We start from the raw sequence: 12,437 nt of genomic DNA on the forward strand, positions 1-12,437 counted from the left end.
TTTGAAAAAAAGGCGCGCGCACAGCGAGGTGTCGTTGCGGCGACCCTGCGTGAGGAAGGAAGCTAGTTGGTCGCAACCGCCAGTCCGGGCCGGTCTTGGCTGGATGCCGCGACCTCACGCTGCTCTCGGATTGCGGCGGGGCGGACCCCGCACGCCGGTTGCTGGCGGGTCACTTAGTGTGAATTACGGCAAAGCGCAAGAAAATTGCGGATAAGTTGCAGAAGTGCCCACTCGCTGCGAAAATCGAGGCGGTGCAGTTGAGCCCTCTTCGTCATTGCGAGCGCAGCGAAGCAATCCAGGGCAGTGTAGAGCCGCCCTGGATTGCTTCGCTGCGCTCGCAATGACGTGCCAAGGGCAAGTTTTGTTCCAGCTTAGCTTCGGCCTCAACCACCTTCATTCCCCCACTGCAGCGTATGTGGATCGCCCAGCGTCACCAGCCGCCGCAGCGAGGCACGCGCCAGCCGCTCGGTCTCCACCTTGCGCCGGGCGGCGGCAAGCTGGCGCAGGGGAGCGGGGCGCAGGATTTCCGCGTCGTAGCCATCGGCCACGATCACCCCGCAACTGTCGGGCAGGAACGCCTCGCTCTCCAGCGGGCTGCGGTCCAGCAAAGGAGAGAGCCCCCAGTAGAACCGGTCGCAGTAGTCGAGATAGTCGGTCCACTTGCCGTCGCCGAGCAGGTCCGCGCGCGCCACCTTGATCTCGACGATGATGACGTGCCCCTTGGCGTCGATCCCCATGAGATCGGCCCGCCGTCCGCAGCGCAGCGGCATTTCCGGCATGCACCAGATGCCGTTGCGGGCGAACAGCCGGGCGATCCCGCGAGCCACGTCCACGGCGGTATGCCCATGCGAAGGGGCGAGGGAGAGCGAATCAGCTTCGGCCATGATCGCCATCATAGGAACATATCGAGAACTGACAAGTCATCGCATTTGGCGCTGGCAAGCCCCGCTTGCGTCTGCTAACCGCGCTGGCACTGCACCCGTAGCTCAGCTGGATAGAGCGCTGCCCTCCGAAGGCAGAGGCCACAGGTTCGAATCCTGTCGGGTGCACCATTAAATCTCCACTAAGGTGTTGAGATATAATGGAATTATTGGAACGGCCCAGGATGCGTTCCCACATTATGTCCCTCACTTCAGCGTGATAGACGCCTTGGGTGGGGCAACTCACTCAATTATGCGGACGCTATCGACGAGATCGATTTTGGAGATTTTGAGTGACCGACCCTGTGGTTGGTAGCTGATGCGCAGCGACCATTGATCGGTGTCGATGTTGTAGCCTGCCGGATCCTTCGGTAGCGAGATCTCCATGCAATGAGGGGTCTTCTCATCGACGCAACTCCTCACGTCCACGATGGTCCTCGGGTCAATGCTCGAGAGGGTCTTTCGAGCGTCCGATGCGCACCTTGGGCCCGGTCCTTGCCAATCCGGCGGATAGGGCATGCACTGAAGCGAGAAGGGCAACCTGCCACCATGCCGGGCATACGCCACCGCCTGATCTGCAAGTTGAGCAGCCAAGTAGGCTTGCTTTCGGTCCTCCGCCCAGAACCACCATCCAACGTCACGGCGCGAGGCGCAAGCAGCATTCAAGCGTCCCTCATAGCCCGTTGGCCATGAGCCAGGGAAAGGCGAGACACTACCCGTGACGCCATAAAGCGTATCGCTCCAGCCTTGTTGGATGACCTTGGGAACTCCTTTGGCCAGATCCTGGACGACATCAAATGGCCGGACTTCGCAAATACCCGGATTTGTCCCGGCACGGGGTGCTGGAAAGAAGCGATGCGCTTCTTCGTCACGGAAGACGCTGAAGGTCCGCCGGTACGCGACAAACTCTGCCACTCGACCGCCCGTGAGTTTATCTGCGATGCGTTGCAGCTGCGCGCCTTCATAGGCCACCTTTTCGCCTTCCGGCAGTGGCGGCATAACCCCGTATGGGCTACCCGTAAGCACTGAACGATTATTCAGGGAGCCGGCAGGGGAGGTGTAAGGCTCTTGTCCGCACGAGGCGAGCAATGCGACGCCGGGCAAGATCAGGAGGGCGCGCAAGGTGTGAGACAGCGGGCCTTGTCCTGGCGCAGGCTTCATCATCTCTCCCAAGGATTTTGGTAGGCGACCATATCGCCAGAACTCTGCGTAGTCGGCTACCCCCGCAGCCGTGAGCCGCGAGGGTAGGAAAGCATCGGACTTACTTGGTGACCGAGGCCGTAGTCAGCACCGCAGGGGCAGGCGCCACGGCCGGAACCGCTGCGGGCACCGAGATGACCTGCGGCTGCACGGCCTGAAACGCGAGATCCTCGTCGAGGAAGCCCTTCACAGCCGATCCGCTGGCGATGAACGCGCTGGTGCCGGTGGTGAGAAAGCCTGCGATCGGAACGAGTGCGATGGCTGCCACGACGCCGCCCGTGCCGGTGACGCCCTTGTCATCGAAGGTGCCGGACAGACGCACATTGCGACCGTTGAGATTGAGCGAGACGACACGCGCGCCGATGTAACCGGACTTGCCCCACATACCCTTGTTGCGAACTTCGGTAATCTCGCCGATCGCGGGCGTACCGGACGGGATCACGACGACGCCGTTCTGCGTGATGTTCTCGGCGACCTCCATCTGGAAGCGCTGGCCCACCCGCAGCTTCTTCTTCTTGGTCGTCAGTTCCTCACGCGTGACGAGAGCGACGGCGAGGCCGGCGCGCATGATGTCAGGCCGTGCTGCGGGCAGGATGGTCGCGGCGGATGCGACGACGGCGGTCTGAACTGGAGCGACAGGAGCAGCAGTGGTCTGCGCGGCGACAGGATGCGTGATCAGCGCCGCGCAAGGCAGCGCGAGCTTGTAGATAGTCCTCATGGTATTCCCCCGTTTGCAGCGAATCATTCGCATGCGCGCCGGAAATACTTCGGAACCGGTTGATCGAAAATAAATAGGTAAGTCTGGATTGCAAAAATTTAATAGTGGCGGTCGCCCAGCGATGGGTCAGAACTCAAGCGGCTGCGGAGCTATTCTCTGAACGCTATTGTTCGCCGATCACTTTATCCGCCCTCAAAGCGGGCGGGACGGCTTGCAGGAGCGGCCACGCCCGCCGGAATGGCAAGTGGGATGGCCGTCACGACATCGGTCGGTGCCAGCCCCGTATTATGTATGAGGATGTTTGGAAGAGGTTGGCCCAACCGGCAATCGGTGGTGGAAGCGCGGCCGGGCCCAGGATCGCATGCTTTTATGTTTTGCCGAATGAACTCGGGAATGGTCGAACAAGTTCCGAGAATTCTTGGCGGCGAGTAATCAGGCTACGATGGTCGCAGCCACCCGGTGGCGAAAAGGCTGGTGCGGGGTTCCGGCTCTGCGAAGGTCACGGAAGGCGCCGCCAGCCAGATCAGGCAGGATTGCCTCTACCGTGGCAGCTTCTTCGAGGGAGCGAACATCCACGAACAGGTTGAAGTGCCCATCAAAGCAGACGCTGACTACAGCTGATGGCGGGCAAGCCGCATGCACTAAGGAATGGAGAGCTTCAATCTCCGCGCAGAGCGAGCGGCTATAGCCAGCAGTGTCCGGAAAAGCATGGATGTTGCTGATTGCGTTCATGGTTACCTCGATAGGTTTCACATGAGAAACGCATCATCCCCTTTTTCGATCCATCTCTAGAAAAAAACGCTTCATCGCAAATCGGGTTATCCTGCGTCAGTGGGCCTTCGGTGTGGGCCGGGCCTGCGGATTCCGGGATTATCGCGCGCACCAGCCCGGCAACGCTATGGTGCGCGCTTCGATGGGCCTGCCATAGCAGCATATGCGGTCATTGATGCGGCTGCGACCACCGCCATCCAGATCGCGACGTTACCGGCCCGGATGAAGGTGGAGGCGCCCAAGCAAGCCCCGCAAACCAAGGATGCCCACAAGATCAAGTAAGGTGCCCAATTCCACTTCGGGCCGCCCATGAGAGCCGCAGCGATATGCTGCCCCAGCTTGACCAAGGCACCGGTCATGTAGGTCACCCCAATCGAAACTTCGCCGTTGCGCTGGAACACGGCATTCTCCGCGCCCATAGCCGCCGCGAGAACCATTGCGACCGGCAGGTGGGAAGCCACTTCACTTAACGATGCGGCGGCGGTGAGAAGCACTGTCACGAGCGCCAGCACTGCGGGTTTTCGGTGCCGGGTGGCGCGGGACGCGACGCACGTTCCTGCGATCACGCCGAAGACGAACGACAAGACCAAAAATCCAGCAATGAATGCTGCCGGTATATCCCGAACCAGCCCGACCGCGACGCGAGTGGAATTGCCGCTCATGAACGATACGAAAAAGCCGCCGAGGCTGATGAACCCGATTGCGTCAACGAAGCCAGCCAAGGCCGCGAGCATCGCCGCCAACACCCAGAACCGCTTCTCATAGGCGATCATCGTCGGCTGACCGGCTCAGTCAGTGCTTCTGAAACTTCGGCAAGTCACCTGTCATGTCGCTTTACCTTTCACCTTGCCTCCGCCCGGCAACGGACGCGGGGATATTGAACCATATGCAGTCGCACACCGGCAAGGGCTTCCACCGCCACAAGCCCTAAGCAGGCCCGCAATCGAGTGCTCTGGCTCCGCTCGCCGCAAACGGGCTCACAATGTGCACAAGTGCGTAATCATTCGGATGAGATCGGCCATTAGCGCGCACGGCGCGGCGACTTGCAGGGGATCGCCGCGCCTACCTGACCCGTGCGAGGAAGCGGTATGGTTCATCCGCAGCGCCGATTAACTGGCCAAGCTCTGCCGCCTGCGCGGTGTCGATGACGATATTGACCAGTTCCAGGAGTTCTGTCTCATCGGCGGGCCAGCCTTCGAACGAGGCTCCGTCAAGCGCTGCCGCGATGTCGTCTTCGGTAATTTCCCGGAACGACTGGTTCTTCATCTGGCCTGTCCTCCTGATGCTGACGAAGACCATGCGCTCGTAGGCATCCCGGGCCAGTTAAAAGCTTGCAAGGCCAAATGTGCGGACGGCATACAACCAGCGCATCCATCGCTACTCTAGGGGCCGATGCCGAAAGCATGATCGCTGCACCGAGCGCCTTCCTTGCGCTGGTGCTGCTGGCATCGGTAGCGCTCTACTACGGCCTCGAAACCCGCCCAGCGCTGGCACAACCGCCGCACGCCGTCCCCAAGCGGAGCGGGCCGTTAAACGGCCGAGCGCCAAGTCTTCGCGTACTAGTTTGGCAAGAAATAGGCTCAACGCGCAGTAAACCATGTTCTGCGCAATAATTTCATCGGCGTGACATGGAAATAGGCTGCCACCACCTCCTGATGATCGCACTTTTCCCTGCCTGTTCAACATGACAGGCGCATTTCCCCATGATAGCCTACGCGTGATGTTCTCGCAGATGCTGACGCCAGCCTACCTCCCTTTCGCGTTCTCCTTCGTGCTCATGATCGGTATCGGCCTGATCGAAGCCATTGGGCTGGGCCTCGGCCAGTTCGATCTCGACGGCGATTTCAGCGGGGACGCCGATGGCGGGATGCTCAGCTGGCTGGGCCTGGGCGGCGAGTTGCCGATCCTGATCTGGCTCACCTCGCTGCTCGGCTGCTTCACGCTGGCCGGCATCGCGCTGCAACAGGGCATGACCGCGATCGGCGGCGCCCCGCTGCCCTGGCTGGGGGCCTCGGGTGGCGCTCTGGTTGCAGGTGCCGCGCTCAACACCTTCGCCGCTGACGGCCTGGCGCGCATACTGCCAGGTTTCGAGACGACGGTGATCTCCACCGACGATCTGCTGCGGCAGCGCGGCACTATCCTCGAAGGCACCGCCCGTCGCGGTGCCCCGGCTCGCGCCAAGGTGGTGGACCGCCACGGCCAAGCCCACTTCGTGATGGTGGAGCCGCACGACGATGCTGATGCCATCCCCTCGGGCGAGACCGCACTGCTGGTCCGGCGCGAGGGGCAAGTTTTCTTCGCAGTGCCCGATCGGCCTGCGTCCTTGCGACTGCCCTGATGCACGGCGGTCGCGCAGCAAACTGGGGAAGGGTCCAACGTGCCTGATTCGCTACTCAACGTTCTGATTTACGCCGGCATCGTGCTGCTGGCGCTCATCGTGATCGGCATCATCCTGACACGCCTCTATCGCCGCGCGACCAAGGACGTTGCGCTGATCCGCACCGGTTTCGGTGGGGAAAAGGTGGTGCTGAACGGCGGCATCATGGTGATCCCGGTGCTGCACGAACTGATGCAGGTGCGCCTGACCACGGTGAAGCTGGAAGTCTCCCGTCTCAACAAGGACGCGCTCATCACACTCGACAAGCTGCGCGTCGATGTGATCGGCCTGTTCCACATCAAGGTGAAGCCCGATGCCCAGTCGATAGCCGCCGCCGCGCAGACGCTGGGCGATTCGGTGAACAGCCCCGATGCGGTGAAGTCCCTGCTTGATGGAAAGCTGGTTTCCGCTCTCCGCTCGGTCGCCGCTACGATGACCATGGAGCACCTGCACGCTAACCGCGCCGACTTCATCCAGAAGGTGCAAGAAGCGCTGATGACCGACCTGGACATGAACGGCTTCCAGCTCGAATCGGTCAGCATCACGCATTTCGACCAGACTGCGTTCGAACACTTCAACGAAAACAATGCCTTCGATGCTGAGGGCCTGACCGTGCTCACCCGCACGATCGAGGAACGTAAGAAGATCCGCAACGACATCGTCGCCACCAACCGTGTCGAGATCGAGCAGCGCAACCTGGAGGCGAACAACCAATCGTTGGAGATCGCCCAGGCGGCCGAGCAGGCGCGGCTGACGCAGGAGCAGACGCTCTCCGCCCGCCGTGCCGAGCAGGCGACCGCGATTGCCACCGCCGAAGCCGAGCAGACGCGCCTTGCCGAGATCGCGCGGATCACCGCCAGCCAGGCGCAGACGGTGGCCCAGACCGAGGCGGACAAGATCATCCAGACCGCCACGATCGCGCGCGACGGCGCGATCCAGACCGCCACCATCGAGCGGGACCGCACCATCGAGATCGCCCGCATTACTACTGCGGTGCAGACCGCGCAGAAGTCCGAGGAGGAATCGACCGCGACTGCCGCCGCCAACGAGGCGCGCGCGCTCGCCGTCCGGGCCGAGGAAAGCGTGGCGACGGCCAAGGCCACCGAAATCGCCAACCGTAATAAGAACGTAGCGGTCATCGCCGCCACCCAGCGCGCGCAGGAAGAGGCAGTGGGCATCACCGTCGCCGCCACGGCCGAGAAGGAAGCTGCCGAAGCCCGCGCCAGCGCCTTGCGCACCGAAGCTACCGCCGAGGCCGACGCCGAGAAGGTCCGTGCTCAGGGCCGCGAAGCCGCCTTCGCCGTCGATGCCGCCGGCCAGGCTGCGATCAACGAGGCGACCAACCTGCTCAATGAAGCGCAGACCGCGCTGCTCGTCCGCAAGGCCGTGCTGGAAGCCCTGCCCGCGATCATCGCAGCGGCCAGCAAGCCGATGGAAAACATCGACAGGATCAGCATCCTCGATGCCCGGGGCTTGCACGGCGATGCCGCCACCGGCGAGCGCGGCGGCCCTGCTGCGAACGAGAACCTTGCCGACGCGGCCGTCTCCGCCGCCATGCGCTATCGCGTGGGCGGCCCGCTGATCGACAGCCTCATGACCGAGTTGGGCATGAACGGCGGTTCGCTGAACGGCATGTTGGCCGCCAGCGGCGTAGCGGAAGCGGCGCTCGCCCCTGCCGTTGCCGCGCCTGGCACCGCACCCACTCCGGCGCCTGCCAATCCCGAGCCGGACGTAGCCTGAATCTTGCAGGGAGCCGGCCCCAGCCCGGCTCCCACATCGGTCCCTGACGTCCGACCGGCAACGGTGCGGTCGAGACGATTTCGTAGAAGTGACGCTGCATCGCTTCGGTGGCGGGGGATTAGCGAAAGTTGGGCGACAAGAGCGGAGTCTCATTGAGGAGCGGCGTCGATTAGATAGCCGAGTTGGGCGCGGGTTTGATTGGCCTGAGCGACTGGAGAACATCGATGACTGCCGAAAATTTAAGCCCTGAGCACGAACGGAACGCCGCGATCTACGTCGCTGTGATCGACGGGGCGACCTACGGCCAGCTTGCCGAGCGGTACGGCATCAGTAAGGTCCGGGTGCAGAAGGCCTATGCTCGCGAGCGCACGAATGCCTGGGAAGCTCGCAGGCAGGGTGAGACCTCATACCTCGGGCGGCCTATACCGAAGGACGTTTAATTCTCCGTGCTGCGGCAGGGAGCATCAAGGAAGGGGCTGCATTGAAAGGGCAGGAGCGGTGGTATCACAGACCAGATGGTGAAAGTGCGGCTGAGCGAGAAATCGTCGAACTAGTGGGGCGGATTGTAATCGCATGGGGCGCGATCGATACCGTCATGGCCAAGCTCTGGTGGCATCTGGCTTTTGAGGCTGGTCAGGAAATTGACCGGGATCGCGCCTATCGGGCGACACTGGATGACAAGCTCAAAGCCATACGCAAACTCGTTTTGCGCGATGGAGGCCGACGGGATCTCCAGTTGCATCGGTTGGAGGCCGGCATCCCTGAATATAAGGATGATCGGCATGCTTTGGCTCACGGGTACATCGGAATGACCGCGCGGGGGCCTGCCGCGATCAACCTCAGAACAGATCGAGCCGCGATGGCCATCGACCTTCCAAGCCTTCATGCTTGGTCTGCATTTTTCGCTGATGTCGCCCATCAGATGTATGAGGAAGAAACGGTTCGGTACTACCGAGGTGAGGAGAGACTTTATTTACCGGATCCGCTGGAGCCGCCGCCCCATAAGCGTACACCCATCCCGGGTTGGCCATAGCCTGGAGTGAACCGGCCCGCGCCAATGTGCGGAACGGCTACTCAACCAACATCGCCTGCAAAAGCGCCTGCGCCATCTCCGGCAGCGGCACCGGCACGCTGATGCTGACGTATCCGACATTCAGCGCCCTCCGCTGTCCGAACCGCTCGATCCACTGGCGCCCATTGTGGCGCCAAGCCCGCTGGAGAAGCACAACCGGCAGCAAATAGCACCGCCGCGACGGCGCGAACCCATAGGCGATGAAATCGCAAGCTAATGGCTTCTGCACCCAGCCGGGCTTGCGGCGCTCTTCGTCGCTCCACTGCTCCAGAAGAATGTCGGGCCAATCGGCAGCGCGAACCTTCTCGTCTATGGTGTAGGTTCGACCGCAAGCCAGGGTGATGACGCGATCAATGCCGCCGCGCTGCGCCCACCCATCATCGCGCACCGAGACAGCGGAGATCATAGTCGGGAACGCCTTGCGGTATAGCTCGACCCACCAGCCAGCGTCGGCCTGCTCGTTGGACATGGCGAGGCTGGCCGCGAAGTCGTGAACCTGCGGTACGCGCGCCGAAACGCCCTGATCCGGCAGTGACCAGGGCGCCATCGGCAGCAGATGCTGCGTTTCGTTCAGTGGAAGCCTCGCTTTCGGGTACTGGCCCCCGATGTCCCTAAGCTCAGCCAACCGTTTTCGGTGCGCCGCCCTAGCCATCGAACTGCCCTCATAATCCGTGCGTCACCTCCGCGAGTTGCCCGTGCGACAAGGTACGCCCGCCCCGCGCGAAGGTGTTCGTCTGCTTCAGCCGCAGAGCCATGCGTGAAAGCGCGGGGTAGCCCGCCGCCTTCGGTAAGTTCGCCGTCAGGGGTGATGAGGATACGGCCACCGGCTCGAATGAAGTCACGGACAGCTTTGGTTGTCGCATCGCCCGAGGAGCGGCACTGATTGGGTTTCACGTTCATCAATTTGATCCTTGGAGATTGGGGTAGGTCGCCGATGGAGGAAGTAGGGAAACTCACACCCCCTCCTCCTGATCGCCGCCCCAGTGCATCCGCCCATGGCGATAAACGGGAGCACAGCCATCGTCGCCAGCGAGGCAGACATCCTCCTCAGGCTCCAGATCGTGGTCGCCGTCCCGGTGGTCCAGTTCGTCGATCAGTCGCTCGATCACGTCCTCCAGCTCCCCTCGCGAAAGCAGCGGGATCGACTGCGACAGCAAACCAAGCGGCAGAGGGCGCAGACCCGCCGTGGTGATGGTCAGAAGCGCCATGTTCAGCCCTCCACCATCGTAGCCGAGCGGAGGTGCTCGGCGAGTTGCTGACGATCGGCGTTCGAGAGACCGACAACCATGGCAAACGTCTCCGCGCGTTCGCCGTGACTGCGCGTGCCGGGTGAGGGCCAGAGGTGGAGGTGGTCGTCGGCGAGGACGTAGGCGCCACCAGCTTCCTTGAAGCGGGCCATCCATGCCGGAGCGTCGAATGCGAGTTGGGTCGCCATGTCACGCCTCCTCGCCAACCGAGGCCGACGCATTCGCTTGCCAGACGGCGACATCCTGAAGCAGCACCAGGTCATCTACCGCGTCCTGCTCCCGCTCACGAATTCCGAGCAGGCGTTTGGCCTCGGAGCATAGAAGGTCCACCGCCCCAGTGCATTCGCGCCCGTTGTCGAAGCAGATCAGATATTTGATCGCCCATTCCGAGATGGAAGGCGCCGGGACGGTAAGCAGCACGTCTTCGGCGGTCGTGCGGACTTCTTGCAGACGCTCATACTCGGAATTGACTGCATCCGGGATTGGAGGGCCGCCCGCCTCTGAGACGTGGTAGGCCGGGGACCAGGCTCGGTCATCGTACTCTTTTTCGGCGAGCACCGCAGCGTGGTAGGCTTTGCGCGCCGATTCCCAACACTGTGGGATTTGACGATAAAGCTCATCCAGCGCGACGGCGGCAAATTCGATCGCGGCCGTTGCGGTCTCGTTGTTTTCGATGATGACGAGGGTGTTGGTTTCCCCGTCCAAGCCCCGATGGTTGAAGTGAAGCTGGTACAACAGCTTTGCGATGACGTCCTGAACGTTCCTGGCGTCGAATGCCTTTACGGCCAGGAATGCCTCTTCATCAGCATCGTCCGGCCCTTCTCTGACCGCCTCGCCATAGCGCTGGATCGCGCGGTAAAGATCGCCGCTGACACCGGCGGGCAATGCCGGCAGTTCATAGGCGACCTCGGCCACGTCACCGCTGCTGGAATGGCGCTTGAACTGGAAGGTCATGCCCGAGCCTCCTCGCTAACGGCGCTTAGGTTGCGGATCGACGTTAGCGCGGCGACGGCCATCCGCTCGTTCCAATCCAGATCTTCGGACTGCGCTTGGAAGTGATTGAGATCTCGACGCCGGATGGCATCATCGTCGGCTACGGTCCCGCCCACGGTGTGGTGGAATGCAACCCATAGCTGGATTTCCGCTCCTTCAGGAGTCATCGCAACAGCATCGCAGATGGTCTGCTCCGCGCGGTCGATTTCAGCCCAAATGGCATCACCTTGGGGCCCTTCGGCAACCGTGCGGTCAAGGCTGTGGTAGCGATCATATGCCGAGCTTCGATCGGACCATGCCGCAAGAATTTGGGCATCGTCAGCATGGGCTCGTGCGCTGGAAGGAAGGAAGGCTGTCGCTATGGGTGCCACCATCGCGGCGATTAGCAGCTTGCGCCGGTTCATCGCACCACCTCCATTCCGGTGTGGTTGGCGCGCTCACGACGTTCCTTGTCGCGGAACTTGGCCTCACTCCAGCCTAATTGGAAGAGAGCGTTCCATGCTTCGACATGGGCGGGATTGAAAGGGTCGAAAGGTGCGACGCCAGCCGCGTAGGCCGGAATTCCGGTCCGCTGCCGGAAAGGCACGACATTGCTATCGGCGGAATCCGCCGGTACTCGGGCTTTAGCCATATCGATCTCCTAGTGATCGGTTTCGGTTAGGGCCGGGCGGAAGTTGGCGCTTCCATCCGGCCTGATTATTCGTTACAGTAATTCTCGATGACCGGTCAAGGAATTTCTGTTACAAAAAAGAGGGGGAGGCCATCTAAGGCCCCTACTTCCGTGGTGCGACTTCCTGATGAGGTGCTTGAGGCGGCAGACGCTTGGGCAAAAAAGCAGCCCGACCAGCCCTCCCGACCGGAGGCCATCCGCCGCCTGGTCAAGAGGGCTCTCGGGATCGATTGACCGAACCCAAGGGATGCGGGTTATCAGTGTCGTGATGGTCGATCAGGAGCCCTTGGTGATCGGCTATGAGAAGTGTTTCTGGGCGTTGGCGGTGACGCTCGCGAAGCGACCGGGGGCAATCAAGGGCTAGTTCCTCAAGTCGCTGAATGACAACGAGGGCGTGCGTGGGACTTTCGGTCGCTTCACCGTCGGCGCGATCGACACGACCTACACCGTGGGCGCGGTCTCGCGCCCGGCGCGCGAGGTCCTGATCAGCAATTATGCGCTGCCGGCGAACGAAAACTGAGGCAAGCGTCCTTTTCCTTGGTGCCAGCTGGGCTGGTCAATCCTGATCGCTCAGCACAGCCACCAAATTTGACAATATAATGCGCATTTCTGTTTCTTAATGAGCAATACCTGTAATTAGAATATCGAGCTATTTTTTACCGATCATCAAAATTTGCTGTATGATACGGACATAATCTTTCTCAATAAATATGATAACAAGCGGACATA

General features: G+C 61.7%; 17 protein-coding genes and 1 tRNA gene. 6 read left to right on the top strand and 12 right to left on the bottom strand.

What is annotated here, in order from left to right:
• Positions 1-383: 383 nt before the first annotated feature.
• Positions 384-884, bottom strand: coding sequence for an MmcB family DNA repair protein (locus PKE80_RS12075; protein ID WP_271182653.1), 501 nt, complete (start codon positions 882-884; stop codon positions 384-386).
• A gap of 91 nt (positions 885-975) precedes the next feature.
• Between PKE80_RS12075 and PKE80_RS12080 the strand changes: the two genes are divergently transcribed.
• Positions 976-1,052: transfer RNA gene (locus PKE80_RS12080), tRNA-Arg, on the top strand.
• Positions 1,053-1,163: 111 nt separating this feature from the next.
• Here the strand turns inward: PKE80_RS12080 and PKE80_RS12085 are convergent.
• The 5 genes from PKE80_RS12085 to PKE80_RS12105 form a co-directional block, all read right to left on the bottom strand.
• Positions 1,164-2,081, bottom strand: a complete 918-nt coding sequence (locus tag PKE80_RS12085; RefSeq protein WP_271182654.1) for a hypothetical protein — start codon at positions 2,079-2,081, stop codon at positions 1,164-1,166.
• 100 nt (positions 2,082-2,181) lie between these two features.
• Entirely contained in the window at positions 2,182-2,838 is a 657-nt protein-coding gene (locus PKE80_RS12090; RefSeq protein WP_309298986.1) for a hypothetical protein, read from the bottom strand.
• Positions 2,839-3,270: 432 nt separating this feature from the next.
• Positions 3,271-3,570, bottom strand: coding sequence for a hypothetical protein (locus PKE80_RS12095; protein ID WP_271182655.1), 300 nt, complete (start codon positions 3,568-3,570; stop codon positions 3,271-3,273).
• A gap of 164 nt (positions 3,571-3,734) precedes the next feature.
• Complete coding sequence (locus PKE80_RS12100; RefSeq protein ID WP_271182656.1) at positions 3,735-4,382, bottom strand: YoaK family protein; 648 nt, start codon at positions 4,380-4,382, stop codon at positions 3,735-3,737.
• Between the two features lie 289 nt (positions 4,383-4,671).
• Positions 4,672-4,875: a hypothetical protein gene (locus PKE80_RS12105; protein ID WP_271182657.1), complete on the bottom strand. Its 204-nt coding sequence runs from the start codon at positions 4,873-4,875 to the stop codon at positions 4,672-4,674.
• A gap of 454 nt (positions 4,876-5,329) precedes the next feature.
• On the opposite strand from PKE80_RS12105, the gene PKE80_RS12110 reads away from it, so the two are divergent.
• From PKE80_RS12110 to PKE80_RS12125, 4 genes are all read left to right on the top strand, one after another.
• Entirely contained in the window at positions 5,330-5,947 is a 618-nt protein-coding gene (locus PKE80_RS12110) for an OB-fold-containig protein (RefSeq protein WP_271182658.1), read from the top strand.
• Positions 5,948-5,986: 39 nt separating this feature from the next.
• Positions 5,987-7,726, top strand: coding sequence for a flotillin family protein (locus PKE80_RS12115; protein WP_271182659.1), 1,740 nt, complete (start codon positions 5,987-5,989; stop codon positions 7,724-7,726).
• Between the two features lie 224 nt (positions 7,727-7,950).
• Positions 7,951-8,166, top strand: a complete 216-nt coding sequence (locus PKE80_RS12120; RefSeq protein ID WP_271182660.1) for a hypothetical protein — start codon at positions 7,951-7,953, stop codon at positions 8,164-8,166.
• Positions 8,167-8,207: 41 nt separating this feature from the next.
• The gene (locus tag PKE80_RS12125) at positions 8,208-8,759 is read left to right on the top strand and encodes a hypothetical protein (RefSeq protein WP_271182661.1); all 552 of its coding nucleotides are present in this window, start codon (positions 8,208-8,210) and stop codon (positions 8,757-8,759) included.
• Positions 8,760-8,796: 37 nt separating this feature from the next.
• Here the strand turns inward: PKE80_RS12125 and PKE80_RS12130 are convergent, their stop codons facing one another.
• From PKE80_RS12130 to PKE80_RS12155, 6 genes are all read right to left on the bottom strand, one after another.
• On the bottom strand, positions 8,797-9,450 hold the full coding sequence (locus PKE80_RS12130) for a hypothetical protein (protein ID WP_271182662.1): 654 nt from the start codon (positions 9,448-9,450) through the stop codon (positions 8,797-8,799).
• Between the two features lie 301 nt (positions 9,451-9,751).
• A complete protein-coding gene (locus tag PKE80_RS12135) occupies positions 9,752-10,006 on the bottom strand; it encodes a hypothetical protein (protein ID WP_271182663.1) in 255 nt (84 codons plus the stop codon).
• A 2-nt stretch (positions 10,007-10,008) separates the two neighbouring features.
• Positions 10,009-10,233: a hypothetical protein gene (locus tag PKE80_RS12140; RefSeq protein ID WP_271182664.1), complete on the bottom strand. Its 225-nt coding sequence runs from the start codon at positions 10,231-10,233 to the stop codon at positions 10,009-10,011.
• Between the two features lies 1 nt (position 10,234).
• Positions 10,235-10,999 (bottom strand): hypothetical protein, encoded by a 765-nt coding sequence (locus tag PKE80_RS12145; RefSeq protein ID WP_271182665.1) that lies wholly within the window; start codon positions 10,997-10,999, stop codon positions 10,235-10,237.
• Complete coding sequence (locus PKE80_RS12150; protein ID WP_271182666.1) at positions 10,996-11,442, bottom strand: hypothetical protein; 447 nt, start codon at positions 11,440-11,442, stop codon at positions 10,996-10,998. The genes PKE80_RS12145 and PKE80_RS12150 overlap by 4 nt, the downstream gene beginning before the upstream one ends.
• Positions 11,439-11,669: a hypothetical protein gene (locus PKE80_RS12155; RefSeq protein ID WP_271182667.1), complete on the bottom strand. Its 231-nt coding sequence runs from the start codon at positions 11,667-11,669 to the stop codon at positions 11,439-11,441. Before PKE80_RS12155 ends, PKE80_RS12150 begins: the two co-directional genes overlap by 4 nt.
• 433 nt (positions 11,670-12,102) lie before the next feature.
• Here PKE80_RS12155 and PKE80_RS12160 point away from each other — a divergent pair, with 433 nt between their 5' ends.
• Entirely contained in the window at positions 12,103-12,228 is a 126-nt protein-coding gene (locus PKE80_RS12160) for a hypothetical protein (RefSeq protein ID WP_271182668.1), read from the top strand.
• Positions 12,229-12,437 lie beyond the last annotated feature (209 nt).

The sequence above is a fragment of the Novosphingobium resinovorum genome (assembly GCF_027922145.1).
Taxonomy (GTDB): Bacteria; Pseudomonadota; Alphaproteobacteria; order Sphingomonadales; family Sphingomonadaceae; genus Novosphingobium; species Novosphingobium resinovorum.

Excerpts from the sequence above, each read along its gene's own strand:
- PKE80_RS12075 (WP_271182653.1), bottom strand. The coding sequence starts at position 884 with ATGGCCGAAGCTGATTCGCTCTCCCTCGCCCCTTCGCATGGGCATACC.
- PKE80_RS12105 (WP_271182657.1), bottom strand. The coding sequence starts at position 4,875 with ATGAAGAACCAGTCGTTCCGGGAAATTACCGAAGACGACATCGCGGCA.
- PKE80_RS12135 (WP_271182663.1), bottom strand. The coding sequence starts at position 10,006 with ATGGCGCTTCTGACCATCACCACGGCGGGTCTGCGCCCTCTGCCGCTT.
- PKE80_RS12110 (WP_271182658.1), top strand. The coding sequence starts at position 5,330 with ATGTTCTCGCAGATGCTGACGCCAGCCTACCTCCCTTTCGCGTTCTCC.
- PKE80_RS12095 (WP_271182655.1), bottom strand. The coding sequence starts at position 3,570 with ATGAACGCAATCAGCAACATCCATGCTTTTCCGGACACTGCTGGCTAT.
- PKE80_RS12100 (WP_271182656.1), bottom strand. The coding sequence starts at position 4,382 with ATGATCGCCTATGAGAAGCGGTTCTGGGTGTTGGCGGCGATGCTCGCG.
- PKE80_RS12130 (WP_271182662.1), bottom strand. The coding sequence starts at position 9,450 with ATGGCTAGGGCGGCGCACCGAAAACGGTTGGCTGAGCTTAGGGACATC.
- PKE80_RS12150 (WP_271182666.1), bottom strand. The coding sequence starts at position 11,442 with ATGAACCGGCGCAAGCTGCTAATCGCCGCGATGGTGGCACCCATAGCG.
- PKE80_RS12090 (WP_309298986.1), bottom strand. The coding sequence starts at position 2,838 with ATGAGGACTATCTACAAGCTCGCGCTGCCTTGCGCGGCGCTGATCACG.
- PKE80_RS12145 (WP_271182665.1), bottom strand. The coding sequence starts at position 10,999 with ATGACCTTCCAGTTCAAGCGCCATTCCAGCAGCGGTGACGTGGCCGAG.
- PKE80_RS12140 (WP_271182664.1), bottom strand. The coding sequence starts at position 10,233 with ATGGCGACCCAACTCGCATTCGACGCTCCGGCATGGATGGCCCGCTTC.
- PKE80_RS12120 (WP_271182660.1), top strand. The coding sequence starts at position 7,951 with ATGACTGCCGAAAATTTAAGCCCTGAGCACGAACGGAACGCCGCGATC.
- PKE80_RS12085 (WP_271182654.1), bottom strand. The coding sequence starts at position 2,081 with ATGAAGCCTGCGCCAGGACAAGGCCCGCTGTCTCACACCTTGCGCGCC.
- PKE80_RS12155 (WP_271182667.1), bottom strand. The coding sequence starts at position 11,669 with ATGGCTAAAGCCCGAGTACCGGCGGATTCCGCCGATAGCAATGTCGTG.